The following is a 26,197-nucleotide window of genomic DNA, read 5'->3' on the forward strand; positions in this document are numbered from 1 at the left end:
GGGTAGAAACGGGGGGCGCTACGCCACGGCCTCTTCTGGCACGCCGGCCGGCACGGCCGCCTCGCCGAGTTCGGGCGGTTTGTGGTCGCTGGCAATGAAGGTGTAGATGGCCGGGATGACGAGCAGCGTGAGCACCAGCGAGAAGAGGATGCCGCCCACGATGACCGTGCCCAGCGGCTTGCGGCTGGTGCTGGCCGCGCCCAGGCTCAGGGCGATGGGCAGGGCCCCGAGCGCGGTGGCCAGCGAGGTCATCAAAATCGGGCGCAGGCGCTGTTGCGCGGCCAGCTGCACGGCCTCGCGCAGGGGCAGCCCGGCGGCCCGCTGCTGGTTGGCAAACTCCACGATGAGGATGCCGTTCTTGGTGACGAGGCCGATGAGCATGATCATCCCGATTTGCGAGAAGATGTTAATGGTCTGGCCCAGCAGCGCCAGGCTCAGCAGCGCGCCGGCCAGCGCCAGCGGCACCGTGAGTAGGATGATGAGCGGGTCGCGGAAGCTCTCGAATTGCGCCGCCAGCAGCAGGTAAATCAGCACCAGCGCCAGCACGAAGGCAAACGTGGTGTTGCCCGCGCTCTCGGCAAAGTCGCGCGACGAGCCGGTGAGGGCCGTCTGGAAAACCGTGGGGTCCAGCACTTTGTCGGCGATGGCCTGCATGGCCTTCACCCCGTCGCCCACGGTTTTGCCCTCGGCCAGCTGCGCCGAGATGGTGGCCGCCTTGAAGCGGTTGAAGTGGTAGAGGGTGCTGGGGTTGGAGTTTTCCGTCTGGTGCACCACCGCCGAGAGCGGAATGCTCTCGCCCCGGCTGTTGGTCACGTAGAGGCGGCTGATGTCGTTGGGGGCGCTGCGATCCGCGCGGTCCACCTGGCCGATGACCTGGTACTGGCGGCCGTCGCGCAGGAAATACGCCATGCGCCGGCCCCCGAACGCGCCCTGCACGGCCGCCACCACGTCCTGGGTGGTCAGGCCCAGGTCCCGGATTTTGAGGCGGTCGAACGTGAGCTGCACCTCGGGCTTGTTGAATTTGAGGTTGGCGTCCACGTTCTGAAACGTGGGGTCTTGCTGGGCGGCGGCCAGGAACCGGGGCAGGGCCTCCCGGATGCGTTCGAGGTCGGTGGTTTGCAGCACGAACTGCACCGGCACGCTGCTCTTGGCCCCCGAGCCCACGGCAATCGTCTGCTCCTGGACCACAAAAATACGCGCGTCGTTAAAGCGCTTGGTGTTCTTGGTGAGGTACTTGGCAATCTGTTCCTGGGTGCGCCGGCGCTGGTCGGGCGGCACCAGGCCGGCGCGCACCTGCGAGGTATTGGCGCTGCCGCCGGCGGGCGTGCGCGAAAAAACAAAGTCGTTTTCGGGCACCGAATCGCTGACGAAAGCCGCCACCTGGTCGCTGATTTTCTCCATCGCGCTAAAGCTCGTGCCCTCCGGCCCGGTCAGCACCAGGCGCACGCTGCTGCGGTCTTCGATCGGGGCCAGCTCGGTGGGGATGCCCCGGCCCACGAAGAAAATGATGCCCGCGCAGGCCGCCACCACCGCCCAGGCCAGCCCCCGCACCCGCAAAAACTTGCCCACGATGCGCCCGTACCAGCTTTCCATGCCCTGGAAAAACGGTTCGGTGCGGTCGTACAGCTTGCCGTGGCCGCTGCCGCCCTGGCTGCTGCTCTCGCGGTGCAGCACCACGTTGAGCACCGGCGTGATGGTGAGCGACACGAAGGCCGAAATCAGCACCGCGCCCGCCACTACCACCCCAAACTCGCGGAACAAGCGCCCCGTGAAGCCCTCCAGGAAAATAACGGGCAGGAACACCACCGCCAGCGTGAGCGAGGTGGCAATGACGGCGAAGAAAATCTCCTTGCTGCCCTCGCGGGCCGCGTCCTTGATGCTCAGGCCCTCCTCGAGCTTGCGGAAGATGTTCTCCGTCACCACGATGCCGTCGTCGACCACCAGGCCGGTGGCCAGCACGATGCCCAGCAGCGTCAGAATGTTGATGGTGAAGCCCGCCAGGTACATCACGAAAAACGTGGCAATCAGCGAAATCGGAATGTCGATGAGCGGGCGCAGCGCCGTGAGCCAGTTGCGGAAGAAGAAGAAGATCACCAGCACCACCAGCCCGAAGGAAATACCCAGGGTTTCCACCACTTCGTCAATCGAGTTGCGGACAATTTGGGTGTTGTCCACAATCACCCGCATCTCGATGTCGGACTTGTTCTCCTTCTGCACCTCGGCCAGGCGCTTGTTGAATTCGGCGGCAATCTCGACGTAGTTGGAGCCCGGCTGGGGCACGATGGCCAGGCCCACGGCGTAGGCCCCGTTGAGCTTCCAACTCTGCTCGTAGTTCTCCGGGCCCAGCACCACCCGCGCCACGTCGCCGAGGCGCACGATGCCCTTGGCGTCTTCACGCAGGATGAGGTTGCGGAACTGCGCCTCGGTGGTGAAGCGGGCCATCGTGCGGATGGTCAGCTCGGTGTTGCCGCCGTAGATTTTGCCGGCCGGCACCTCCACGTTTTCGGCGTTCAGGGCCGCCTGCACGTTGGTGAACGACACCTGAAAGGCGTCCATCTTGGCCGGGTCGAGCCAGAGGCGCATGGCGTAGCGCTGCTGCCCGAAGATGTTGATGGCCGACACCCCGTTGATGGTCTGAAAGCGCTGCTGGAGGTTGTTCTCGGCAAAGTCGCTCAGCTCCAGCAGGCTTTTGGTGCGGCTCTGCACGGCCAGGATGAGGATGTTGTCGGAGTTGGCGTCCGACTTCGACACCACCGGCGGGGCGTCGATGTCCTGCGGCAGCGAGCGCACGCCCTGGCCCACCTTGTCGCGCACGTCGGAGGCGGCGGCCTCCAGGTCCACGCCCAGATTGAACTCGACCGTGATGTTGCTGCTGCCCAATGACGAGCTGCTGGTAATCGACTTGATGCCCGGAATGCCGTTAATCTGCTTTTCGAGCGGCTCAGTTATCTGGTTCTCAATCACGTCGGCGTTGGCCCCCGTGTACGAGGTGTTGACGCTGATAATGGGCGGGTCGATGGCCGGGTAGTCGCGCAGGGCCAGAAACAAAAATCCGACCCCCCCAAAAAGTATCAGCAGCAAGTTGAGCACCGTCGCCAGCACGGGCCGCTTTAGGGATAATTCGGATATATTCATAGGGGAGGAAAGAATGCAGCGCAAACTAAAACGTCATGCTGAGCGCAGCCGAAGCATCTCGCGTGCAGCAGTACTTCAATCGGTTAACGGTTTTGGTTACTATCCCAGGCGAGATGTCTCGGCTGCGCTCGACATGACGTTTTAGTTAGACTCCTAGACAGCTTCGTTAATTGGTAGCTGATTTGGTCTTGCGCACCTTCACCGGCTTGCCGGGCTGGGTGAACAGCACGCCGTTGGTCACCACCGAGTCGCCGGCCGCCAGGCCGCTGACGATGGCAATCTGGTCCTGCTGGCGGTCGCCGGTGCGCACGTCGCGCATGGTGGCCTTGCCATGTTGAACCACCACCACCTGGTCCGACTTGTCGCCGGGCATGATGGCGTTGGTGGGCAGCAGCACGCTGCGGCGGGCCGCGCCGGTGGGCACGCTCACCCGGGCAAAGGCGCCGGGGCTGGCCTGGGCCCCGGCCGGCAGCTGGGCGCGCACGGTCAGGTTGCGGGTGGTTTGGTTCACCTGGCTTTCCTGGGCGATGACCGTGGCCGGGTAGCGGCGCGGCGGGTTGCCGGCCAGCTGCACCGTCACCACCGCGCCGGGGCGCACCAGGCCGCCGTTGGCCTCGGGCAGCGTAAAATCGACCTTGAGCTTGGTGTCGGCCTGGAGGGTGACCAGGATGGTAGTGGGCGTGACGTAGGCCCCGGGGCTCACCTGGCGCAGGCCCACGATGCCGGTGAAGGGGGCCCGAATCACGGTTTTGGCCAGCATGGCCTGGGTGTAGGCGGCGTCGGCCTGGTTGCTGCGCACCTGGCTCACGGCCAGGTCGTAGTCGGCCTGGTTCACGCCCTGCACCTTCAGCAGCTTTTCGAGGCGGTCCTGCGAGAGGCGCGACACTTGCAGCAGGGCGCGGGTTTTCTGGAGGTTGGCCTGCAGGTCGGCGTCGTTGATGCGGGCAATCACGGTGCCTTTGCTCACGCGGTGGCCCTCGGGCACGTTGAGGTACGTAAGGCGGCCGTTTACTTCGGGGTGCAGCTCCACGTAGTCGTTGGCCACCACCGCGCCGTTGGCTTCCACCGAGTCGGTCACGGCCGTGGGGTGGGCCACGAGCACGTCGACCAGGGCGGGGCCGGTATTCTTTTTCGCGTCTTTGCCGTCTTTTTTATCGGGGGACGAATGGCAGGCGGCCAGCACGGCCAGGCCGCAGGCCAGCAGCGGCCGTGCCGAAGTCAGAAAACGCATGGAATAGAAAGAAAGCAAACAGCGAAGCAGGAAGAAAAGAGCGGGGCAACAACGCGAAAACGAGGTATCCCCCCCGTTGCCAACCGGCCCAGGCAACAGCCCCGGCAAAGTTAGCGTTCGGTGAAGCGCAAAGACGGGGGCCCCTGGCCGGGGTTGCACGGCGCAGGGGCCCCGCGCTGCCTACTTTCAACCCATGAAAACGCCCGCCCCGCCGCCCGCCGCCCCGGCCCACAACTTCTTCGCCGACGTGCACGAGGTGGTGCGCCTCGTGCCGCCGGGCCGCGTGACCACCTACGGGGCCGTGGCCCACTACCTGGGGGCCCGCACCGGCTCGCGGGCCGTGGGCTACGCCCTGATGGCCGCCAACCTCGACGCCGCCACCCTGAAAAAAGACGCGCCCGTGCCCGCCCACCGCGTCGTCAACCGCCTGGGGCAGCTCACCGGCCGCCACCATTTCCCCACGCCCAGCGCCATGCAGGAGCGCCTCGAAGCCGAAGGAACCCGGGTGGAAGACGACACGGTGGTGGAGTTCAAGCGGCTGTACTGGGACCCGGCCGTGGAGCTGGGGTGAGGCCCCGGCTGCTTCGAATTAGACAGTAGGTTTTACACAAAAAAGCTGCCGGGGGATGGTCCCCCGGCAGCTTTTTGCAGTTGAAAACGCAGTCGTTACTTATTGGCTTTATAAGGCTCTTCGGCGATGTGTACGTAGGTGAGCTGCCAGGTAGTTCCTTCCTTGTGCCCCAGGGTCATAAAGGAGCCGTGCGCCGAAGCGCCTTTTGGGTTGTCAGCCGTCGGCTTGATGTCTAAAGTATAATAGCCCGTGGCGTAGCCCATCGTAGCGTCGCCACCCGTTTGCAGGGGCGTGAATTTTAAATTGGTGCTGGTGCTGAAAGACCTCTTCAGCCAGTAAGTGCTGAGCGAATCCCGGCCGCTCAACACCGGCGACACGTTGGCGAGCATCCGCGCATTCTTCGCAAAGCAGGCAGTGGCTTTCGCTACATCCTGCTGCTGCATGGCTTCGGCGAATTGTTGCGTTAAGGCGGCCATGGTGGCCGGCCCGGCCGCGGCGGGGAGGGCAGCCGCGGACGTGCCGGCAGGCTTCGGCGCTTTGATTGGTGGCGTGCTCGCGCTGCTGATCCAGGCGCCCACTACGAGCGCCAAGCTGGGAAGGAATAGGTATTTTCTCATGGGTAGGAAGCTGGTTAAAGTGTGCGACAAATCTATATTAAAATAAAGCACTTAATCTGTTTAAGATGAGAATAAAAGAGTAAAACAGGTAGTTCTACGTGATTTCGCCGCCCTACTTGCTTACCACGCCCGGCGCGGCCAATACCACCGTTTTGGGGTCCACCGTGATTTCGGCCAGGCGCTGGGCTACGGCGGGCGACATGCTGGCCTGGTAGCGGCCGTGCAGGTACTCGGCCAGGAACTTCTCGGCGGCGGCCAGCATCGCCAGGTTGTTCACGGGGCGGGCAAAGCCGTGGCCTTCGTCGGGGGCCAGCAGGTACTGCACCGGGTAGTTGCGGTCGCGCAGGGCCACCACAATCTGGTCGGCCTCGGCCTTGTTCACGCGCGGGTCGTTGAGGCCCTGCACCACCATTAGCGGGGTCTTGATTTTATTGGCCGAGGTCAGCGGCGACTGGCGCACGAGCTGGGCCCGGCCGGCCTCGGTGGTGGGGTCGCCCATGCGCTCGTAAAACTGTTTGCGAATCGGCTCCCAGTAGGGCGGGATGGACTTGAGCAGGGTGATGAGGTTGCTGGGGGCCACAATGGCCACGGCCCCCGCGTACACGTCGGGCGTGAAAGCCACGCCCGCCAGCGTGGCGTAGCCGCCGTACGAGCCGCCCATGATGCCCACCCGCTTGGGGTCGGCCAGGCCCTGGGCCACCAGGTACTTCACGCCCCAGGTCAGGTCGTCCTGCATTTTCTGGCCCCACTCGTTGTTGCCCGCGTTCAGGAATTTCTTGCCGTAGCCGGTGCTGGCCCGGAAGTTGGGCGAGAGCACCGCGTAGCCCCGGTTGGCCAAAAACTGGTGGTAGGCGCTGAACCCGTATTCGGTGCGGGACCAGGGGCCCCCGTGCGGAAAGATGACGACCGGCAAGCCTTTGGCCGGCACGCCCTTGGGCAGGGTGAGGTACGCGGGAATCTCCAGGCCGTCCGACGATTTATAGCGCACCACCGTCATGGGGGCCAGGTCGGCCCCGGGCAGCTTGGGCCGGGTCTGGTACTGCTCGGTGAGCTGCTTGGTCTGGCGGTCAAACAGGTACGCCGCGCCGGGGTGGGTGGCGTCGGTGGCGTCGAGCAGCCACAGGCGCTCGTCGGTGGTGTTCGACATGGGGCGCACGTCGAGGCCCGGCAGCTGGGCGGCCACCGTTTTGAAGTCCTTCTCGAAGCCTTTGTCCAGCCACGTGCGCCGCAGCCGGTCGTCGGTGTAGTCCAAGTAAATCGGCTCGTGCGTTTTCTCCGACAGCACCAGCTCGCCGGCGTCCACGCGGTGCAGCGGGTCGGCGGCAAACGGCGTTTCCTGGCCGGTGTCGGGGTCGAGCAGCACGATTTCCGACAGGTCGCGGGCCGCGCCCTGGTTGGTGGTCAGGTAGATGCGCTGGTTGTCCTTGGCGAAGCCCACCACGCTACTCTCCTCGTTGAGGGTGGTGCGGTAAAAGGGCGTGAGCTGGTCGCCGGCCACGCGCAGCCACTCGGTGTTGCCGTCGGGGTTCGAGCGCGAGGCCAGGCGCGGCTGGTCGTTCCAGTCGAACACCCAGCCGGTGAGGCGGTCGTTGTTCTGGCGCACCAGCGTTTTCTGGCCCGTCCGCAGGTCCAGCTTGTACAGGTCGTGCCAGGCCTTGTCGCGGTCGTTCAGGCCGATGTAAAGCGCGTTGGGGTCGGTGAGCGGAACTTGGTAAATAATAACGCGCACGCCCTTCAGGCCCGTCAGGTCGCGGGCCGGGGGCACGGCCTGGCCCGCGGGCAGGGCCCCGGCCGGGTCCACGGCGTAGATGTTGAAGTTCTCGTCGCCGCCCTTGTCCTGCGAATACAGCAGGTACTTGCCGTCGCGGCTCCAGAAGTAATTGCGCACCGGCCGGGCCTGGTCGTTGGTCATGGGCCGGGCGCTGGCAAAGGGCTCCTTTAGCCCCTTCACCCAGATGTTGCGGGTGCCGTGGTAGGGCTTGATGAAGGAGAGAAACCTGCCGTCGGGCGAGAGCTGCCCGCCCGAAATTTCCGGGTCGCCGAACAGCAGCTCGCGGTCGATGAGCGGCGGCTGCGCGTTTTGGGCCGCGGCGCGGCGGCCCGGGCCGGCCAGCCCCAGGGCCAGCACCAGCAAAAGGAGAAAGTTTTTCATAGCGACGAAGCAGAAAGGGAAATTGATTTCGTTGCTAATTACTAAATTATAGTTGAATTACAATATTTAACTAGTTTCCCCTGTCAATGGCTAAGCACTTGGTGTAGTTTATAATAGGAGAGCAGCGGAGCCCACGTTCAGGCAAGCTGGCCGGTAAGTCAAGGGGCCGCCCGGCCCGCTATTTTTGTGGCGGGGCCCAGCCGGCCGCGGCTTCTTGAGGGCCGAATACCGCGTATCCCAATGACCAGTTAAGTTGTTACCGAAGCGCCGGGTCTTTGCCCGGCCCACCCACGCATGAAAAACACTTTGCTCCTGAGCGGCCTGCTGGCCCTGCTGGCTACTGGCTGCCAATCGTCGTCCGCGCCCGACCAAGCCGTTGCCGACGAGCCCACCACCGACCCGTCGGCTCCCGGCCAGAACATGATGCAGAACAACACCGGCATGATGGCGCAAAACGAGCAGCTGAACCACCTGCACGACACCCTGAGCGCCCCCGGCGCGGGCCCCCGCGCCCGGGCCATGCGCCTGCACGAGGCCGCCATGAACCGCATGGAAGCCCTCGGCACCGAGCGCCAGCGCCTGGCCGCCGCCCTGGCCAAGCTCAGCGCTGCCACGCCTGCCGGGCAGCGGCGGGCCGCCCGCCTGCGCCGCACCGCGGCCGCCCTGCAACAAGCCGACGACCAGATGATGGCCTGGATGCACGACGCCCGGGAACCCGACTCCACCAAGGTAAGCCCCGCCCAGGTTGCGGCCTATTGGCAGCAGCAACTGCCCGTCTTAAAAGAAATTGACCAGCGCACCACGGCCGCGCTGGACTCAGCTAAGGCATTGAAATAGTTTGGGTTCGGGCCTTTGGGCCTCGTGAGGTCAACCCCTGGGGCCCTAAAACAGCCAGCTAGGTTGGTTGGGCTTGCCGGCCCCACCGGCCTCGTCGTGGTCGTCTTCGTCCTCTTCTTCGTCCTCGTCGCCATCCTCGTCGGCTTCGGGCTCATCTTCTGGTTCTGCGTCGTCTTCGTCGAGCGAGTCGAACACCCGGTCGAGGGAGGCTTCGGCGTGGCGCAGCTTGTGGCGGCAGAGGCGGATGAGCTCGGCCGAGCGTTCGACGCGGGCGGTGAGGTCGTCCACGTCCACGGTGTCGGTTTCGAGGGCCCGCAGGATGGTTTCGAGTTCGGCCAGGGCCTGGGCGTAGGTGACGGGAGCGGGGGGCATGAGGAAAGTGGTTAGCGGCCGGGGGCCGGGGGGGCGGTGGCGCGGCGCGGGGCCCCGGCCTGGGCCGTGAGCAGCCGCACTTCGGCCCGGTGAAGTAATTGAGTGGTGGCTAGTTCGAGTTGGTAGCGCAGGCGCAGCAGGTGCTCGCGCCGCCGCCGGTGGTGGCGGGCAAAGCGTTGCTGCAACGCCCGGGCCCGCTGGCGCAGGCGGCGCTGCTCCTGGGCCAGGGCCCGGCGGGCGGCGCGGGGCACCTGCTGGCGGTAGCGGCCCAGGCGCTGCACCAGCTGCCGCAGCTGCTCGCGCGGGGCCTGGGCGGCCTGGCGGGTGCGCTGGTGCAGGGCGGCGCGGGCGGCGGCCAGGTGGCGCTGCCCGGCGGCCCGGCCCCGGGCGCTGAGGCGGCCCAGGTGCGCGTCGTGCCGGCGCAGGTGCTGGCCAGCGGCGGCCCGGATTTCGGTGGCCAGGTGGTGCAGCAGGCCGTCTACCCGCGCCAGGCGCTCGACCAGGAAGGCGGCCACGGCGGTGGGCGTTTTCAGGGCTCTATGGGCCGTTAAGTCGGCCAGGGCCTCGTCGCGCTCGTGGCCGATGCCGGTGAGCACGGGCAGCGGGAAGGCCCCCACGGCGGCGGCCAGGCCGTAGTCGTCGAAGGCCAGCAAATCGGTTTTGCTGCCCCCGCCCCGAATCAGGACCACGGCCTCGAACTGCCCGCGCCGGGCCCGCACCGCGGCCAGCGCCGCCCGGATGCTGGCCGGGGCCTCGTCGCCCTGCATCGCGGCCGGGAATAGGCTGAGGGCGAAATCATACGGCGCTTCTTCCAGCTGCCGCACAAAGTCCTGGAAGCCCGCGGCGGTGGGGGAGGAGATGACCGCCAGCCGCTGCGGGGCCAGGGGCAGGGCCAGCCGCTTCTGCCGCTCCAGCAAGCCCTTGATTTCCAGGGTTTGCAGCGCTAGCAGGCGCTGGCGGGCCAGCTCGCCCACGGTGTAGCTCGGGTCGAGGGCCAGCACGTCGAGGCTCAGGCCGTACTGCTCGTGGAAGCGCACCTGCACCCGCAGCAGCAGCCGCAGGCCCGGGCGCAGGGCCTGGCCCGTCTGCGCCTCGAAGGCGGGCACCACCTGCTGGTAGCGTTGGCTCCAGAGCGTGGCGCGGGCCTGGGCCTTGGCGGGCGCGCCGCGCTCGTCGGTGGCCTGCTCGGCCAGCGTGAGGTAGCAGTGGCCCCCGGCGAAGCGCGGCCGGGTGAGGTCGGCCACCTCGGCCACCACCCAGTACGACTCGGGGAACTGGCGGTGCAGGGCCAGGCGCACGCGGCCCAGCAGCTCGGCCAGCCCCAGCGGGGCCGGCGGCGCGGGCACGGGCAGGTCGGAACGGCGGTTGTAGAGCGGCATCGGCGCAAGATACAGGCGGGGGCCCCCACGGGTTTTGGGCCCCGGGGCTCCGGCCGGCCGGGGTGCGGCTTATGTGCTTTGGGCCTTTACTTTGCGCCCATACAATTTCGGCGCGGGCGCTGGCCGCGGCGCTTCCTTTCATTTCTCCTTTTCTGTTCGTTCTCATGAAAAAATCCTCCCACCTGCCCCTGGCGGCCGTGGCCGCTGCCGCGCTGGCCCTGGCCGGCTGCGCCGGCAGCAAGCCCGCCGCCACGGCCGCCGCGCCCGCGCCGGCCACTCCCCCCGTTGCCGCTGCCCCGGCCGCCCCCGCCGTGGTGAAAGGCGTGGGCCTCGACGTGGCCGGCATGGACCCGTCGGTGAGCCCCTGCGACGACTTTTACCACTACTCGTCGGGCAACTGGATGAAGAACACGCCCATCCCGGCCGCTGAGAGCGGCTGGGGCTCGTTCAACATCCTCGCCGAGCACAACAACGCCACCCTGCGCACCATCCTCGACGAGGCGGCCCAGCAGGCCCCCACGGCCCCCAAGGGCTCGAACCTGCAAAAGGTGGGCGACTTCTACGCCGCCGCCATGGACTCGGCCGCCATCGACAAGGCCGGCCTGCGCTACCTCGCGCCCCACCTGGCCCGCATCGACGCGGTGAAAAACCTGGCCGAAATGCAGCGCCTGCTCTCCGACCCGAACACGTCGCTGGGCGGGGCCTGGTTCGATTCGGGCGTGAGCCCCGACGACAAAATCAGCTCGCAGTACGCGGTGCAGTTTTCGCAAGGCGGCCTGTCGCTGCCCAACCGCGACTACTACCTCGACCAGGACGCCCGCTCGAAGTCCATCCGCGCCGCGTACCAGACGTACTTGGTGAACACCTTTAAGCTGCTCGGCGAGTTCGACGCCGCCGCCAAGGCCCACGCCGCCGCCGTCATGCGCATCGAAACGCGCCTGGCCAAGGCCAGCAAAAAGCCCGTGGACCTGCGCGACCCCTACGCCAACTACCACAAGCTGACGGTGGCCCAGGCCAACAAGGACTTCCCGAACCTGAACCTGCCGTTGATGCTGAAAACGGAAGGCCTGGGCACGGCCAAGGAAGTGATTGTGGGCCAGCCCGCGTTCTTCAAGGAGGTAAGCGCCATGCTGAAATCCGAGCCGCTGCTCGACCAGAAAACCTACCTGCGCTGGCACCTCACCAGCAGCCTGATGGGGGCCCTGCCCCAGGCGTTCGGCGACGAGCAGTTCCGCTACAGCCAGGTGCTGAGCGGCGCCAAGCAGCAGCAGCCCCGCTGGAAGCGCATGCTGCGCAGCACCGACCGGGCCCTGGGCGAAGCCTTCGGCCAGATTTACGTGGAGAAGGCCTTCTCGCCCGCCGCCAAGGCCCGCGCCAAGGAGATGATTGAGAACCTGCGCACCGCCTACGCCGAGCGCATCAACGCCACGGAGTGGATGAGCGCCCCCACCAAAGTGGAGGCCATCAAGAAGCTCAACGCCTTTGCGGTGAAGATTGGCTACCCCGACAAGTGGAAGGACTACTCGGCCCTCACCATCACCCGCGCCAGCTACCTCAACGACGTGCTGGCCGCCCGCGCCTGGGCCGCCAAGGACAACCTCAAAAAGTTCGGCAAGCCGATTGACCGCACCGAGTGGGGCATGACGCCGCCCACCGTGAACGCCTACTACAACCCGGGCATGAACGAAATCGTGTTCCCGGCCGGCATTCTCCAGCCGCCCTTCTACGACCCCAAGGCCGACGACGCGGTGAACTACGGCGGCATCGGCGCCGTGATTGGCCACGAGATGACCCACGGCTTCGACGACCAGGGCCGCCAGTACGACGCCCAGGGCAACCTGAAGGATTGGTGGACCAAAGAGGACGGGGAGAAATTCACGGCCCGCGCCGCCGTGGTGGGCAAGCAGTTCGACGGCTACTCGCCGCTCGACTCGGTGCACGTGAACGGCAAGCTGACGATGGGCGAGAACCTGGCCGACCTCGGGGGCCTCACCATCGCCTACCAGGCCTTCGAGAAAACCCCGCAGGCTAAGGAGCAGGCCAAGCTCGACGGCTTCACGCCCGAGCAGCGCTTCTTTCTGAGCTGGGCCCAGGTGTGGCGCAGCAACGAGCGCCCCGAGGCCACGCGCATGGGCATCCTCACCGACCCGCACGCGCCCAACCAGTTCCGCACCATCGGGCCCCTGCAAAACATGCCCGAGTTCTACAAAGCCTTCGGCTGCCAGGACGGGGCCAAGATGATGCGCGCCCAGGCCGACCGCGCCAAGATTTGGTAATCGGCCGGGTGGTGAAATAAAGAAGCCCCGCTGCCACTGGCAGCGGGGCTTCTTTATTTCACCGCCCGGCCGGGTTGGAGCGGCGGTGTTGCAACGCCCGTGAACGTTCAATGTCCTTATCTTCACCGCAGTGTTTTCTTCTTCTCAAAAGCCAACTTTTTCGTCTATGTTTTCAACTGTTCTCGTGCGCCGGCTCGCCCTGGCCTCGCTGGGGCTGGGCAGCGTGGCTGCCGTGGCCGCCGGCCCCCCCGCCAAAACCAAAGCCAAGCCGGTGCCGCCCCAACAAGGCATTGGCATCAACCTGGCCAACCTCGACAAGTCGGTCGCCCCCTGCGAGGATTTTTACCACTACGCCAACGGCACCTGGCTGAAGAACAACCCCGTGCCCGCCGCCGAAAGCCGCTGGGGCTCCTTTAACGAGCTGGCCGACCGCAACCAGGCCATCGAGAAGCGCATTTTGGTGAAAGCCGCGGCGGCGGCCCGCACTGCCAAGCCCGGCTCGAACGAGCAGAAAGTAGGCGACTTCTACGCCGCGGCCATGGACTCGGTGGCCATCGAGAAAGCTGGCCTTAAGTACTTGCAGCCGCGCCTGGCGCAGATTGCCGGCCTGAAGAACCTGGCCGAAATTCAGCAGTACATGGCCAACCCGAAGTCGATTTCGACCGGCTGGTACGGCATGGGCGTGGGCCAGGATAGCAAGAACAGCACCGTGTACGCGGTGCAACTGCGCCAAGGCGGCCTGGGCCTCGGCGACCGCGACTACTACCTGAAAGATGACGCCCGCTCGAAGGCCGTGCGGGCCGGCTACAAGACGTACATGACCAGCGTGTTCCAGCTGCTGGGCGATGCGCCGGCCCTGGCGGCCACCAACGCCGACGCCGTGATTGGCCTCGAAACCAAGCTGGCCCAGGCCAGCCGGGGCCGGGTGGATTTGCGCGACCGCATCAAAAATTACAACAAGGTACCGGTGGCCCAGGCCGTGCAGGACTACCCGAACCTAAACCTACCGCTGCGCCTCAAGGATGCGGGCCTCGCCGGGGCCCAGGACGTTATCATCGGCCAGCCCGAGTTTCTGGCGGCCGTGAACACGCTGCTGGCCAGCACGCCCATTGCCGACCAGCAGCAGTACCTGCGCTGGAACTTGGTGTCGGACGTAACCTCGGCCCTGCCCAAGGCCTACGGCGACGCCGCTTTCCGCTTCCAGCAGGTGCTGACGGGGGCCAAGGTGCAGCAGCCGCGTTGGAAGCGCTCCTTGCGCGCCACCGACGGGGCCCTGGGCGAAGCCTTCGGCCAGCTCTACGTGGACGAAGCCTTCTCGCCGGCCGCCAAGGCCCGCGCCAAGCAGATGGTCGAAAACCTGCGCGCTGCCTACGCCGAGCGCATCATGGCCACCGACTGGATGAGCGCCGATACTAAGAAAGAGGCTATTCAGAAGCTGAACGGCTTCGCCGTGAAAATTGGCTACCCCGACAAGTGGAAGGACTACTCGAAGCTGAAAATCACCCGCGAGAGTGCGTTACAAAACCTATTCGCCACCTCCGAGTGGCGCCGCGAAGACAACCTGGGCAAGTTCGGCAAGCCGATTGACCGGGGCGAGTGGGGCATGACGCCGCCCACCGTGAATGCTTATTACAATTCGAGCATGAACGAAATCGTGTTTCCGGCCGGCATCCTCCAGCCGCCGTTTTACGACCCCAAGGCCGACGACGCGGTGAACTACGGCGGCGTAGGGGCCGTGATTGGCCACGAGATGACCCACGGCTTCGACGACCAGGGCCGCCGCTCGGACGCCAAGGGCAACCTGCGCGACTGGTGGACCAAGGAGGACAACGAGAAGTTTACGGCCAAGGCCGACATGGTGGGCAAGCAGTACGACGCCTTCACGCCGCTCGACTCGGTGCACGTGAACGGCAAGCTGACGATGGGCGAGAACCTGGCCGACATCGGGGGCCTCACCATCGCCCACCAAGCGTTCTTGAAGACGGCGCAGGCCAAGGGCGGCCAGAAAATCGACGGCTTCACGCCCGAGCAGCGCTTCTTCCTGGGCTGGGCCCAGATTTGGCGCGCCAACGCCCGCCCCGAGTACGTGCGCCAGCAAGTGCAAACCGATCCGCATTCGCCCGAGCAGTTCCGCACCAACGGCCCGCTCATGAACATGCCCGAGTTCTACGAAGCATTCGGGTGCAAAGACGGCAGCAAAATGGTGCGCGCCACCGCCGACCGCTCGCGCATTTGGTAACAACATTTTGGCCTCTGGCTGGCACCCGGCCTTTATCTAATTGCATGATTAAGACAAACCGCGGCCGGTAGCTGAACACTACTAACATTTGCAAAAAGCCCGGCCGCTCTGGCCGGGCTTTTTTGGGCGGTAATTGCGCACGTAGGGGGGAGCCGCTAGATTTGGCCCCCATTCTTTTTCGCCCGCCCATGCACCACCTCGTCTACACCAGCACCGTCGCCTTTTTTACCAAAGAAGACCTTCAGGGCTTGCTGGGCCGCTGGCGCGCCACCAACGCCCGCCTGGGCGTGACGGGCGTGCTGCTCTACGGCGAGGGCCAAGTCCTGCAAGTGCTGGAAGGCGAGGCCGGGCCCGTGCAAAAGCTGTTCGCCACCATTGCCGCCGACGTGCGCCACCGCAGCGTGAGCAAGCTGGCCGACGGCCCCAGCCCGGGCCGGGCCTTCGCCGACTGGTCGATGCAGTTCCGGGCCGTGGACGCGGCCGCTTTTGCCCGCGTGGTGCGACAGCTGCAGGGTTCCCCCAGCCACGCCCACGGCCTGGCCTCGCTGCTGGAAGCCTTCATGGCCGAGCAGCCGTAACGGCCGGCCGGGTAATTATTTCACTACCTCTACCTTCATGGGGATGTCCTGCACCGGCCACTTATCGGACTCCACGGGCACCCGCGAAATCTTGTCCACCACGTCCTGGCCCTCGGTTATTTCGCCGAACACCGTGTATTGGCCGTCGAGCGAGGGCGCGCCGCCCTCCGCGGCGTAGGCCCGCAGCTGGTCGGGCGTGAGGCGGCGGGGCGTCATGGCCTGGGCCTGGTTGGGGGCCAGCTTTTCGCCCACCACGAAGTAAAAATCGGTGTTTGACGAGAGCCGGCCGGGGTTTTGCTCGTCGTCGTAGCGGGCCATGCCCAGGGCCCCCCGGTGGTGGAAGTGCCCGGCCCGGAACTCGGGCGGCAGCCGGTAGCGGTGCAGCCGGATGGTGCGGGGCCCCGCCGTCTGCCCCCCCTGCACGGCAAAGTCCTTCACCACCCGGTTGAACATCGTCTCGCTGAACACGCCTTTGCGGGTGAGCAGCAAGAAGTTGGCCTTGTGGATGGGCGTGTCGTCGTACAACTGCACCCGAATTTTGCCGAAGCGCGTGGTGAAGAGCACCTCCGAGCCGGGGTACTGCCGGCCGTAGGCCAGCAGCGCAGCCGGGGCCGTAGCGTCGGTGAGGGCGGCAATATCGGGGCCCGGTGCGGCGGGGCGGGCGGCGGCGGGCGCGGCGGCGGGCGGCGGGGTTGGGTTGCAGGCGGCCAGCAGGCCCAAGGCCCCCCCGGCCATCGCCCGGCAGCCCTTTGCGAAAAAAGACGTGCGTTTCATGCCACAAAAAAAGCCCGGCCCCGCCAATAGTGGCGCGGCCGGGCGCCTGAGCAGGCCGCCAGCCTACCAAGGGATGCTGGTGGTGCGGGTTTTGCTTTTAGTAGTGCCGTCGGGGGTTTTGCTCTTGGTTTTGACTTTGAGCGGCTCGGGGGCCGCCGCGGGCGCGGGCGCGCCGGGGGCCGGGGTGGCGGGCACGTCCTCCGCCTGCACGGCAGGGGCCTCTTGGGCGGCTTTTATCTCGTCGGGCGCTTCCACGCGCTTCTCTTTTTGCTGGGCCAGCAGGAGGTGGTCCTGGGCCAGGGTGTTTTTCTTGGCGGCGGCCAGTTCGGTTTCCAGCTTGGCCCGCTCGTCCTTGCTGAGGCGGTTGGGCGTCATCAGCTGGTTGAGGTCGGGCTTGCCGGCGTTTTGCCAGGCCGTGAGCCAGAGCGACGCCACCAGGGTAGGGGCCAGCTTGAGGCGGTTGGCCACCATGCCGCCCACCAGCTTCTCGTACTCGGCGGCGAAAGCGTCGGAGTAGCGGCGTTGGGTTTTGCCGTAGCGGTGCGAAAACGTGTACCGCTCGGGCCCCGGCAGCATTTTTTCCACCTTGCCGGCCCGGTCAAACGTCTCGGTGAGGAAGCCGTAGCTGCGCTGTACCGTGGTCCAGGCCTCGGCCTGCGGGTTTTTGATATAGGCGGCCGGCTCGTAGGTGATGTTGTACTCGGCGATGTAGGTCTCGGGCAAGGCGCTTTCCCAAAGGCTGTGCAGGCCAGCTTGGTTGGTGAGCTGCCCGTCGTAGTTGATGGTGGTGTGCAGCGGCACAAAAGCGTCGCTCACGTAGTGCCCCAGTTCGGCCGAGAGCTGCACGATGGCCACCGTGTCGCGCTGCCGGAAGGCCTCGGTGAGCCGCTCGGTGGTTTCGGCGATTACCCACGGCACAGTGCCGTACTTGCGCAGCGTGTCGGCCGTGAATTTCTCCGCCGCCGCGTTGTAATCCTGGGGTACTTTAGCGAAGGGGTTGTCCTCCGAGTAGTGGTCCATGTCGATGTAGTGCTTGCCGGCCTCGCTGGGGTCGGTGGCGCGGCGCTCGTCGGGAGCCGTGCTCTGGCGCACTAACTCGGGCAGGTGCCGGTAATAAAAAGCTTGCATGCTGCCCGGCAGCCGGTACACGGCCACCTGCGTGATGAGGCGGTGGCCAAAAAAGCCCCAGGCCCCGGCCGAGCCCCCGGCCAGCAGCAGCAGGGCCAGCGGTAGTAATAGCTTCTTCATAAAACGGTAAGGATGTGAATAATTCCGGGATGGGCCGGTTCGCGAAGGTCGGCAACAGCTGGCAGTGTTTGGCGCTGCCAGGGCGAAATTTAATAAATCGCCCCAGGACAACCGGCAATTTATAATATGATTATATGAATTATACGAAACATCGGCAAACGGCTCAAGCATGCTTTAACATGGACTGTTAACAATTTCGCAATCGTTATTTTAATTTTTTTAAAACTTTTGCGCAATGGATTGCGTAATAGTATTACATTTGCATAGAAATTCCTCACTCCCACCCAACCTACGCCGCTCTGGCGGCAACAAAAACGCCCGGCTTTCCATACGGAAAGCCGGGCGTTTTTACGTTTACCGGCCTGCACTTCGCCGTTAAACACGTATCATTCAATTATTTACGTATACCACGCCGGCTTTCATCACGAATCGGGGCCGCATCAGGGCTGTGATGTCCTTGAGCGGGTCGCCGTCGAGGGCCACCACGTCGGCGAGTTTGCCGGCTTCGAGGGCCCCGAAGTTGGCCGATTCGTCGAGCAGGGCGGCGGCGTTGAGCGTGGCGCTGCGGATGGCTTCGAGCGGCGGCATGCCGGCCTCGGTCATGTAGCCGAACTCGCGGGCGTTCTGGCCGTGGCGGTACACGCCGGCGTCGGTGCCGAAGGCCACCCGCACGCCGGCTTTGTAGGCGCGGCCAAAGGTGCTCTGGATCTGGGGCCCGATGCTGAGGGCCTTGGCCGCGACAACGGGCGAGAAGTAGTCGGGGTGCTTGCGGGCCGTATCGGCCACCGACTTGCCGGCGATGATGGTGGGCACGTACCAAGTGCGGGTTTTAACCATCAGCTGAATGGCTTCCGCGTCCATCAGCGAGCCGTGCTCGATGCTGGTCACGCCGGCCCGCACCGCCCGCTTAATGCCCTCGGCCCCGTGGGCGTGGCAAGCCACGGCCATCCCCAGGTCGCGGGCGGTCTGCACGATGGCCCGGATTTCTTCCTCGGTGTACTGCGCGCCGCTGGCGTCCTTGCTCAGGTCGAGCACCCCGCCGGTGCTGGCAATCTTAATCAAATCGGCACCCCGCCGAAACTGTTCGCGCACGGCCTGTTGGCACTGCACGGGGCCGTTGGCGACTCCTTCGGCCGGGCCCAAATTCAATTTTTCTATCATGTAGTCGCTGAGCCCGTCGGATTCGTCCATGTGCCCGCCGGTGCTCGAGATGGCCGTGCCGGCCGAATAGATGCGCGGCCCTGGCACCAACCCCTTGGCCACGGCCTTGCGCAAGGCCGTGTTTATGCCCGAGCCCCCGCAGTCGCGCACCGTGGTGAAGCCCGCCCGCAGCGTCGTCAGGGCGTTGGCCTCGGCGCGGTAGGCCACGTCGGCCGGGTTCAGGGTGAAGCGCTCGGCGAACGAAGCCCGGCTCGGCACCGTTTCCAAGTGCACGTGGCAGTCGATGAGGCCGGGCAGCACGGTGCGGTTTTCGAGGTCGATGACTTTGTCCTGGGGGCCAGCGGCGGCGTAGCCGGCCTGCACGGCCACGATGCGGTCTTTCTCGACTACCACGGTCTGCTGGGCCAGCAGCCGGCCGCTACGCACGTCGAGCAGGTGGCCGCAGTGCAGGTAGGTTTTTTGGGCGAAAGCGGCGGGGGCCGCGAGCAGCGCCGCCGCTAGGGGGAGAATAAATCTGCGCGTCATAGGTTTGCCGGAGTTGAGGCGGGAAGGTACACGAATAGCCGGACTAGAGCCGTAGCCTTTCTTGCCGTTCTACCATTTTATCATCCCCAAATACCTCCCATGACCACCCAGGAAGATTTTGAAGCCGCCGCCCAGCGGGCCCAGCAGCTGCCCGGCAAGCCCGCCAACACCGTGCTGCTCCAGCTCTACGCCCTCTACAAGCAGGCCACCGACGGCGACGTGACCGGGGCCCGTCCCGGCGGCTTCGACTTCAAAGCCATTGCCAAGCACGACGCCTGGAGCGCCCTGCGCGGCCTCAGCAAAGATGCCGCCCGCCAGCAGTACGTGGCGCTGGTGGGGGAGCTGGCGGGGTAGGTGAATGGGTGAATGGGGGTATAAGCAGCTGGTATAAATTCCTAAAATTTAATTGGCAGGTGGACGAGCGAATGATGGGATGAAGAAGCGAGCATCTGCCCTAAATCCTCATTCACCCATTCACCCATTCACTCATTCCCCCAATGCACATCTCCCGCAAAAAGCCCAGCTACCCCATCACGCCTGCCCTGCGGCAGTACCTGCGCGACTACGACCGCGAGGCCCCGCTGGCGGTGAGCTACGCCGATTTGCGGAGCTACAGCGGCTCGTTTGCCCTGCACGACCGGGCCGGGCGCGACACCCTCTGGCAGACGGTATACTACGAGCCCCAGGCCCTGCGGGAGCTGAGCGCGGGCCTGGCCCAGGTGTACGCGCTGCTGAAAACGGCCGGCGACCTCTCGTTTACCGACAGCCTCGTGGCCGACCGCATCGACTTCTGCCACTTCGGCAACTCGCAGCCGTTCCGGGTGCGGATTCTCAACCAGCTCAACGACAACTACGATTTCTTCTACGTGAAGCAGGCCGACGCCTCGCGCCTCTACGGCCTGGAGCTGGAGCACCTGCTCTCGCCCAACTCGATGAACTTCCTCACCAGCGGCCCCACCCTGATTGAGGAGCACATTGCCGGCATCCCGGGCGACGACTTCATCCGCCTGCGCCTGAGCCAGCCGCACCTCAACCAGGTGCGCATCGCCAAGGAGTTCGTGAAGTTCAACGAGCGCTGCTTTGCCCGGCTGCTGGGCGACATGCGGGCCTACAATTACGTGGTGGCCATCACGCCCGACTTCGAGGACGAGCAATACCGGGTGCGGGCCATCGATTTCGACCAGCAGAGCTACGAGGGCAACCAGCGCATGTACCAGCCCCGGTATTTTGCCGACAACGCCGCCGTGGTGGACCTGTGCGCCCGCCTGCTGAAGCCCGAAAACGTGCGTCAGTACCAAACCGAGGAGCGCACCCTGATGGCCCGCCGCGCCCGCGCCGAGCGCCACCGCCTGCGGGCCCTGCTCGACGTGATGCGGGCCCACGACCTCGCGCCGCCCGAGAAAGTGGAGGAGCTAAAAACCGCCCTCAACCGCTACCACCGCACCCAAAAATTCGACTACTGCGACTCGATGGGCGACCTGGTGAGGCAGAACCTGTGGCTCATGCTGGGCCCCCGTACCTTGTCCACTGTAATGCCATAGGCCTACCGGTCATACATTGTTTCAACGCGTACCCTAACGGCTGCGGCCACCCTTTTCGCTATGGTCAAGATTGAACAACAGGATGATGCGGTGGTCTTCGTCGTGGAAGGCTGGCACAAGCTCTGGGCGCTGCGCAGCGAATTGCGCATCCCGCAGGCCAACATTAAGGGGGCCCGGCGCGACGCCCAGGCTGCGCATGCCCCCGGCCTGCGCATGCCCGGCACCCACGTCCCGGGCTTCCTGAAGGCCGGCACGTTCTACCTGGACGGCTTTTTCGATGGCAAGCCCTCGTTTTTAGACGTGCAGCACGACGCCAATACCATCGTAGTGGACCTGGCCGACGAGCAGTTTACCCGCCTCATCATCGAAGTAGAAGACCCCGATGCCGCCGTGGCCCTGCTCACCCGCCTCGTTACCCCAGCCAGCTAGTGGGAACGCAGAAAAGGCAGTTGCTCCGGCCCGGAGCGACTGCCTTTTCTACAAGTGAATGCCGCCGTGGCTACACCGCCGGCTTAGGCGCGGGCAAATCGAACGCCGTGGCGTCGTGCTCGAAGTGGCCCTTGTGCGAGCCGTCGCAGAACGGCTTTTGGTTGGAGAGGCCGCAGCGGCAGATGCTGATGCGCTGGCGGCCGCCGAGGCCATAGGGCTGGCCTTGGGCGTCGACCAGCTCGATGTCTTCGCCTTCCACGCGGAGGGAGCCATTGGAAAGGACGGTGAGTTTGGTAGCCATTTTACGAGGGGTGGATGGTGAGGTATAAACAGTTGTAGAGGACCGATAACCGAGTCCTGGGTGCCTTCAGAGGGTTTTGCGCATCACGTAATCGTTCATGAAGTAGGGGCCGATGGGCACGTTTTCTTCGCGCTGGCGCACGAAGCCGCGCCGCTCGTAGAAGCTGATGGCGGGGTTGTAGCGGTTCACGTTCAGGTCGAGGGTGTGGGCCCCGGCGCGGCGGGCGGCGTCCTCCACGGCTTCGATGAGGTGCAGGCCCAGGCCCTGGCCCTGCTGGGTGGGCAGCACGTAAATTTTGTGCAGCTTGTACTCGGTGGGCGCGGCTTCGGTGGGCGCGGTGGGGGGCTGGGGCCCGAACGAGGCGTAGCCCGCCGGCTGGCCGTCCACGTAGGCCAGCAGGAAGAGGTGCTGCTGCTCGGCCATCTGGCGCTTGAGAGCGGCGGGCGTGTAAATGACGCGGTACATGTACTCCATCTGCTCGCGCGAGAGGATGAAGCGGTAAGTGGGCTCCCAGGTGCCTTCGGCCAGCTGGATGATGGTGGGAATGTCGCGGAGGGTAGCGGGCACAATGCGCGGCGGCGCGGGCGAGGTGGTCATACGGCGGGAGAGCAAAACGCAAAATTGGGGCGAAAAAAACCAAAACTTGCCCGCTTTTTGTACGGAATGGCTGTTTCCAACGTTCACTTTACGCCCAGCGCCCGTTCGGGTTCCCTTCGTTTATGCCCAATTTCCTGAAAACCGCGCTGCCCCTGGCCGCCCTGCTGCTGGCCGCCGGGGCCCCCGCCCGCGCCCAAATTGCCAACGTGCCCGACAGCCTGCGCCGGTCCGGCGAGCTGGTGGGCAGCCGCCCCAGCGCCCGGCGGCCGGCCGGCGCGGCCCGCCCCGCGGCGGCCGCTACGCCCACCGCCCGCCTGCTGGGCGACGGCGCGGACCCGGCCCGCGCCAGCGCCGCCGACCTGCCCGACCTCTACGAAAACTTCATCGGCGCGTGCCAGGACCAGTACCGCCAGTGGGGCGACGACGACTGGAGCGCCGCCGCCACCGTGCTCGCCCGGCTCAACCAGCGCTACGAGCAGGTGCGCACCTCGCTCTCCATCCAGGAGCGCCTCAACATCCGCTCGGCCCAGGCCGAGTTCCACACCTTGCAAGGGGCCCGCAAATTGAAGGGGCGCCTTGACGGCTAAGCCATCGGCTGGGCCATGGGGCGGCACAGCCGGGCCAGGGCCTGGTGGCTGCTGTGGAACAGGTGCACCGGTAGCCGGCGCTCCACAATGCCAACGAATTCCTGGCAGCAGTGCTCGTCCAGGGGGTTGCCGACGAGTACGCAGTGCACCTGCTCGAGGCGCAGGGCGACGGATTCGGGCAGCCATTCGAACTGAATCCAGGGCAGAGCTTCTTCCCAAACGCCGGTGGTGCGGCTGCGGTCGAGCAGCAGCTGCCGCGGGGCCAGGCGGCGCTGCCAGTACAGGGTTTGGCGGAAAGTTTCCACCACCGTGTCGCCGGTCAGGTGGCCGTGCCAGCGCACGTAAAGAAGGTTATCGGGCTGGCAATGGTAGTAATCAGCTAAAGGAACACCGTGGCTATCGGTCATTTTTTCCAGCAAAACGAAAGCGGGCGATGGCATGGGGTGCGGATTAAGCAAGTTTTCAGAAAAACAAGAGGACAGAATAAAGAAGTAGGCCTGGATAAGGTAAATATTTCACCATAAGTTCGGAAAATAGTATTTATATATGATTACTAATATGATTAGGTAATCGGAATCCTCCCGGAGGGGCCGTTTTAAAGCCGGCTTTGGGAGCGGGGCTTACCTTTGGGGTTCTTCTTTTTTCTGCTGAATCAGCCTAAGCGCGTATGCACATTGCCATCGTCGGCAACATTGGGGCCGGCAAAACCACCCTGGCCCACAAGCTGGCCCACCATTTCCGCTGGGAGGTATTTCTGGAGGACGTGGACGACAACCCCTACCTCAAGGATTTTTACCACGACATGCCCCGCTGGGCGTTTCACTTGCAGGTGTACTTCCTCAACGGGCGCTTCCGCCAGACGCAGCGCATCAAGGAGCTGACGCGGGCCGGCAAGGGCGTGGTGCAGGACCGCACCATTTACGAGGACGCCCACATTTTTGCGGCCAACCTGCACGAGTCGGGCCTGCTGGCCACCCGCGACTACGAGAATTACCGGGGCCTGTTCGACTCAATGGTCAGCCTCGTGGAGCCGCCCGATTTGCTGCTCTACCTGCGCGCCGACCTCTCGAAGCTCATCCGCCAGATTGAGCAGCGCGGGCGCGAGTACGAGAACAGCATCAGCATCGAATACCTCAAAAACCTCAACGAGCACTACGAGAAGTGGATTGCCGCCTACCCCGGCCGCCACCTCATCATCGACGTGAGCGAGCTGGACTACGTGCGCAACGCCGAAGACCTGGGCACCGTCGTCGAGCGCATCAACGCCACGCTTTTTGGCCTGTTCTGAGTTGATTGCTGGTTGTTCAGGAATTCTGGAAGCAACCAGCAACCCTCAATCACTGACCCGTTACCCGTTCGGCTCCAGGGCTTCGTTGAGGAAACTGACCAGCGGCCGGGCCGCTGCGATGCCCGCCACGGCCTGGGCCACAAAGCCGGGGCCCACCACCTCGGCATCCGAAAAAAGGCGCACCGCGCCGAAGCTTTTGAGCTTCAGCCAGGCCAGGTCGGGGTGGTCGGCGGGGTAGCCTTTGGGCGGGCGCACCAGCTGCTCGCCGCCGGTGGTGAGGCCGGCGGGAAAGTGGCGCAGCAGCCCGGGGGCCTGCCGCAGCCGGTGGAATTCGGCGGCGTTGTAGTGGATTTCCTGGCGCAGGGCCCCCAGCAGCGCCGGCGTGGTGTGGTAGAAGCCCACCCGCAGCGACGACTGGCCCCCGGGCTGCACGCCCAGGTAGTAGCCGGCGCGGGCGGCGTGGCGGCCGCCGTGCAGTAGGCCGGCGCCCATGCGCCGCTTGTAGGGCTCGGGGTCGCGGTGGCCCCGGTCGTTCTTATGCAGCCGAAACATGGCCTCGGTGGGAGTGAGGCCCACCAGCGATGGGTCGGTGCTGGCCACTTTGGCCAGCACCTGGCCAATGAGTTCGGCGAAGGCGGCGCGGGCCCGCTGGTAGTCGGGGCGGTGCTCGGCCATCCAGGGCGTGTTGTTGTTGGCCGCCAGGCGGCGCAAAAAATCCAGGAGGTAGGCGAGGTCCATTTTTGGGCTATTAGCTTTTAGCTGCTGGCTGTTAGCTATTTGGGAATTTAAAAAAAAGTTATTCAGCCCGTCATGCCGAGCGCAGCCGAGGCATCTCGCGTGCGTCGTTGCACGGATTGGATTACTGCCGCACGCGAGATGCCTCGGCTGCGCTCGGCATGACCGTACTTTTTTTTAATGCTAACAGCCAGCAGCTAATGGCTAACAGCTAGATAACGCAGCACCGTCAAGGCGTCGCCCACGCGTAGGCGGCCGTGGCCGGGCCCGGTCACGTTCTGGCCAAACAGGGCGCTGCCGTCCACGCTGCGGTAGGTGGCCAGGGTGCGCAGGGGCTCGCCGTGCGGGGTTTTCACGGCGGTGGCCTGGTCGATGGTCGTCAGCACGCAGCGGCCGCAGCCGCGCACGGCCCGGAAGGGCACGTCGCCGATTTGGAACTCGGCCCAGGCGTCGTCGTCGTAGGCCGGGCCCCCGCTGAACACCAGGTTGGGCCGGAAACGGTTCAGGGGCACGGGGGTGGCTAGGCGCTGGTTGAGGTCGGCCAGGGCCGCTTCGCCGAGGAGCAGGAACGGGTATTCGTCGGCAAAGCTGGTGAGCTGGCCCCCGGGGTTCAGGGCCGGCTCCACGGCCCGCCGCACCATGTCGGACATGTACACGAGCCGGATGTCGCGCCCCAGGGCCGCGCTCAGCCAGGCATCGGCCACGGCCTCGCCGCGCCAGGCCCACACCAAGTCGTCCCAGATGGTGACGAACGCCGTGCGCTCGGGCGTGGCCTCGAACGGGATGTAAAGCGGCAGCAATTCGGGCCGCTGGCGGTGCGAAAGCAGCCAACCGTTGTGGGCCGCCGCCACGGCCAGCAGGGCCAGCTCGGGGTGCTGGCGCTGGGTGAGGAAGCGGTTATTAGCGTCCACCAGCAGCCAGCGGCGGTCGTGGCGCAGGCCCCGGCCGGTGACCTCCGCCTCGTTCACCGCCACCCCGCCGAGCGACTTGACGGGGTAAACGAAAAGTTGGGTAAGGGTGAACATGCTATTGGGATGATGGCGGGGGGGGCTGCGCCCGGCGGCCGGGTTGCGGCGGACGGCCCGGTTTCCGGCGGGGGCCCTACCCCTTTCGCTACTTAAACCGGCCGTTATACACCTCTATTGCTTTGGCAAAATGGTTGTCCGAGGCAAATAGAACGATGCTGCCAAAAAATGCACCGAGTGCAATTGAAAAAGGTACCGGCGCTTTGCTAAACGGGGAGCCAGGGGTATCCTTTTGTTTGTCCGATTGAACACCGCCTACAATTAGAGTGGCAACGTACACTGGCAACAGGCCAAAGGCCAACCGTCGTTGCGCGCGGTACTTGCGCAGCTCCTCGGCGGATTTTGGGTAGGACTTCAGCACGGCTTTCAGCGTTGCGCCCGTGAGCGGCTCGTTGTTGACGGTGTACAGCAAGTGGGAATACCGGCCGTTTTGCACGACGCTGACTTTGATGGCGCTGTCTTTTCTCGCGGCGGTATCGGGCCCCTGCGCCTGCATCAAAAAAGGATGCAGCGGCAAGAGCAGAAAAAGCAGTTTCCCACGGTGTTTGGCCAGGCGCATTAACTTGTTCATGCGGAGCAGCGGGCGGGCCAGGCAACGC

At 65.2% G+C, this 26,197-nt stretch carries 25 protein-coding genes; 10 read left to right on the forward strand and 15 right to left on the reverse strand.

Annotated features, from left to right (window positions below):
* Positions 1 to 18: 18 nt before the first annotated feature.
* Positions 19 to 3,135: an efflux RND transporter permease subunit gene (locus HNP98_RS01070; RefSeq protein ID WP_173808190.1), complete on the reverse strand. Its 3,117-nt coding sequence runs from the start codon at positions 3,133 to 3,135 to the stop codon at positions 19 to 21.
* A 166-nt stretch (positions 3,136 to 3,301) separates the two neighbouring features.
* Complete coding sequence (locus HNP98_RS01075; protein WP_173808191.1) at positions 3,302 to 4,366, reverse strand: efflux RND transporter periplasmic adaptor subunit; 1,065 nt, start codon at positions 4,364 to 4,366, stop codon at positions 3,302 to 3,304.
* A gap of 193 nt (positions 4,367 to 4,559) precedes the next feature.
* Here HNP98_RS01075 and HNP98_RS01080 point away from each other — a divergent pair, with 193 nt between their 5' ends.
* Positions 4,560 to 4,937 (forward strand): MGMT family protein, encoded by a 378-nt coding sequence (locus tag HNP98_RS01080; protein WP_173808192.1) that lies wholly within the window; start codon positions 4,560 to 4,562, stop codon positions 4,935 to 4,937.
* Between the two features lie 95 nt (positions 4,938 to 5,032).
* On the opposite strand, the gene HNP98_RS01085 is transcribed toward HNP98_RS01080, so the two are convergent.
* Positions 5,033 to 5,554 carry a YybH family protein gene (locus tag HNP98_RS01085; protein ID WP_173808193.1) on the reverse strand — a complete coding sequence of 174 codons (522 nt, stop codon included), beginning with the start codon at positions 5,552 to 5,554 and terminating at the stop codon, positions 5,033 to 5,035.
* 112 nt (positions 5,555 to 5,666) lie between these two features.
* Positions 5,667 to 7,706 carry a S9 family peptidase gene (locus HNP98_RS01090; protein ID WP_173808194.1) on the reverse strand — a complete coding sequence of 680 codons (2,040 nt, stop codon included), beginning with the start codon at positions 7,704 to 7,706 and terminating at the stop codon, positions 5,667 to 5,669.
* 294 nt (positions 7,707 to 8,000) lie between these two features.
* Here HNP98_RS01090 and HNP98_RS01095 point away from each other — a divergent pair, with 294 nt between their 5' ends.
* Positions 8,001 to 8,543, forward strand: coding sequence for a hypothetical protein (locus tag HNP98_RS01095; RefSeq protein ID WP_173808195.1), 543 nt, complete (start codon positions 8,001 to 8,003; stop codon positions 8,541 to 8,543).
* Between the two features lie 45 nt (positions 8,544 to 8,588).
* Here HNP98_RS01095 and xseB read toward each other — a convergent pair whose 3' ends face one another.
* A complete protein-coding gene (xseB, locus tag HNP98_RS01100) occupies positions 8,589 to 8,915 on the reverse strand; it encodes an exodeoxyribonuclease VII small subunit (protein WP_173808196.1) in 327 nt (108 codons plus the stop codon).
* Between the two features lie 11 nt (positions 8,916 to 8,926).
* Positions 8,927 to 10,294: an exodeoxyribonuclease VII large subunit gene (gene xseA, locus HNP98_RS01105; RefSeq protein WP_173808197.1), complete on the reverse strand. Its 1,368-nt coding sequence runs from the start codon at positions 10,292 to 10,294 to the stop codon at positions 8,927 to 8,929.
* Positions 10,295 to 10,458: 164 nt separating this feature from the next.
* Here xseA and HNP98_RS01110 point away from each other — a divergent pair, with 164 nt between their 5' ends.
* The 3 genes from HNP98_RS01110 (at position 10,459) to HNP98_RS01120 (ending at position 15,387) form a co-directional block, all read left to right on the forward strand.
* Entirely contained in the window at positions 10,459 to 12,570 is a 2,112-nt protein-coding gene (locus HNP98_RS01110; protein ID WP_173808198.1) for a M13 family metallopeptidase, read from the forward strand.
* 166 nt (positions 12,571 to 12,736) lie between these two features.
* Positions 12,737 to 14,809 (forward strand): M13 family metallopeptidase, encoded by a 2,073-nt coding sequence (locus HNP98_RS01115; protein ID WP_173808199.1) that lies wholly within the window; start codon positions 12,737 to 12,739, stop codon positions 14,807 to 14,809.
* A 188-nt stretch (positions 14,810 to 14,997) separates the two neighbouring features.
* On the forward strand, positions 14,998 to 15,387 hold the full coding sequence (locus tag HNP98_RS01120; RefSeq protein ID WP_173808200.1) for a BLUF domain-containing protein: 390 nt from the start codon (positions 14,998 to 15,000) through the stop codon (positions 15,385 to 15,387).
* A gap of 15 nt (positions 15,388 to 15,402) precedes the next feature.
* Here HNP98_RS01120 and HNP98_RS01125 read toward each other — a convergent pair whose 3' ends face one another.
* From HNP98_RS01125 to HNP98_RS01135, 3 genes are all read right to left on the reverse strand, one after another.
* Positions 15,403 to 16,161: a peptidylprolyl isomerase gene (locus HNP98_RS01125; protein ID WP_173808201.1), complete on the reverse strand. Its 759-nt coding sequence runs from the start codon at positions 16,159 to 16,161 to the stop codon at positions 15,403 to 15,405.
* A 63-nt stretch (positions 16,162 to 16,224) separates the two neighbouring features.
* On the reverse strand, positions 16,225 to 17,409 hold the full coding sequence (locus tag HNP98_RS01130) for a zinc dependent phospholipase C family protein (RefSeq protein WP_173808202.1): 1,185 nt from the start codon (positions 17,407 to 17,409) through the stop codon (positions 16,225 to 16,227).
* A 390-nt stretch (positions 17,410 to 17,799) separates the two neighbouring features.
* Positions 17,800 to 19,095, reverse strand: coding sequence for an amidohydrolase family protein (locus tag HNP98_RS01135; RefSeq protein WP_173808203.1), 1,296 nt, complete (start codon positions 19,093 to 19,095; stop codon positions 17,800 to 17,802).
* Positions 19,096 to 19,194: 99 nt separating this feature from the next.
* Between HNP98_RS01135 and HNP98_RS01140 the strand changes: the two genes are divergently transcribed.
* The 3 genes from HNP98_RS01140 (at position 19,195) to HNP98_RS01150 (ending at position 21,065) form a co-directional block, all read left to right on the forward strand.
* Positions 19,195 to 19,449, forward strand: a complete 255-nt coding sequence (locus tag HNP98_RS01140) for an acyl-CoA-binding protein (protein ID WP_173808204.1) — start codon at positions 19,195 to 19,197, stop codon at positions 19,447 to 19,449.
* A gap of 143 nt (positions 19,450 to 19,592) precedes the next feature.
* Entirely contained in the window at positions 19,593 to 20,636 is a 1,044-nt protein-coding gene (locus HNP98_RS01145; protein ID WP_173808205.1) for a hypothetical protein, read from the forward strand.
* Positions 20,637 to 20,696: 60 nt separating this feature from the next.
* Complete coding sequence (locus tag HNP98_RS01150) at positions 20,697 to 21,065, forward strand: hypothetical protein (RefSeq protein WP_173808206.1); 369 nt, start codon at positions 20,697 to 20,699, stop codon at positions 21,063 to 21,065.
* A gap of 70 nt (positions 21,066 to 21,135) precedes the next feature.
* Here the strand turns inward: HNP98_RS01150 and HNP98_RS01155 are convergent, their stop codons facing one another.
* Both HNP98_RS01155 and HNP98_RS01160 read right to left on the reverse strand, forming a co-directional pair.
* Positions 21,136 to 21,366, reverse strand: coding sequence for a CDGSH iron-sulfur domain-containing protein (locus tag HNP98_RS01155; protein WP_173808207.1), 231 nt, complete (start codon positions 21,364 to 21,366; stop codon positions 21,136 to 21,138).
* 66 nt (positions 21,367 to 21,432) lie between these two features.
* Positions 21,433 to 21,978 (reverse strand): GNAT family N-acetyltransferase, encoded by a 546-nt coding sequence (locus tag HNP98_RS01160; RefSeq protein WP_246274905.1) that lies wholly within the window; start codon positions 21,976 to 21,978, stop codon positions 21,433 to 21,435.
* A gap of 107 nt (positions 21,979 to 22,085) precedes the next feature.
* Here HNP98_RS01160 and HNP98_RS01165 point away from each other — a divergent pair, with 107 nt between their 5' ends.
* Positions 22,086 to 22,550 carry a hypothetical protein gene (locus HNP98_RS01165; RefSeq protein WP_173808208.1) on the forward strand — a complete coding sequence of 155 codons (465 nt, stop codon included), beginning with the start codon at positions 22,086 to 22,088 and terminating at the stop codon, positions 22,548 to 22,550.
* On the opposite strand, the gene HNP98_RS01170 is transcribed toward HNP98_RS01165, so the two are convergent.
* Complete coding sequence (locus HNP98_RS01170; protein WP_173808209.1) at positions 22,547 to 22,957, reverse strand: hypothetical protein; 411 nt, start codon at positions 22,955 to 22,957, stop codon at positions 22,547 to 22,549. The two genes, HNP98_RS01165 and HNP98_RS01170, sit on opposite strands and share 4 nt — an antisense overlap.
* Before the next feature lie 260 nt (positions 22,958 to 23,217).
* Here HNP98_RS01170 and HNP98_RS01175 point away from each other — a divergent pair, with 260 nt between their 5' ends.
* Positions 23,218 to 23,838, forward strand: coding sequence for a deoxynucleoside kinase (locus HNP98_RS01175; protein WP_173808210.1), 621 nt, complete (start codon positions 23,218 to 23,220; stop codon positions 23,836 to 23,838).
* Between the two features lie 60 nt (positions 23,839 to 23,898).
* Here HNP98_RS01175 and HNP98_RS01180 read toward each other — a convergent pair whose 3' ends face one another.
* From HNP98_RS01180 to HNP98_RS01190, 3 genes are all read right to left on the reverse strand, one after another.
* Positions 23,899 to 24,576: a DUF2461 domain-containing protein gene (locus tag HNP98_RS01180; RefSeq protein ID WP_173808211.1), complete on the reverse strand. Its 678-nt coding sequence runs from the start codon at positions 24,574 to 24,576 to the stop codon at positions 23,899 to 23,901.
* Between the two features lie 194 nt (positions 24,577 to 24,770).
* Positions 24,771 to 25,598, reverse strand: coding sequence for an MOSC domain-containing protein (locus tag HNP98_RS01185; protein ID WP_173808212.1), 828 nt, complete (start codon positions 25,596 to 25,598; stop codon positions 24,771 to 24,773).
* Positions 25,599 to 25,686: 88 nt separating this feature from the next.
* Positions 25,687 to 26,169: a hypothetical protein gene (locus tag HNP98_RS01190; protein ID WP_173808213.1), complete on the reverse strand. Its 483-nt coding sequence runs from the start codon at positions 26,167 to 26,169 to the stop codon at positions 25,687 to 25,689.
* Positions 26,170 to 26,197: the final 28 nt, after the last annotated feature.

It is taken from the genome of Hymenobacter caeli, assembly GCF_013294115.1.
Lineage (GTDB): Bacteria > Bacteroidota > Bacteroidia > Cytophagales > Hymenobacteraceae > Hymenobacter > Hymenobacter caeli.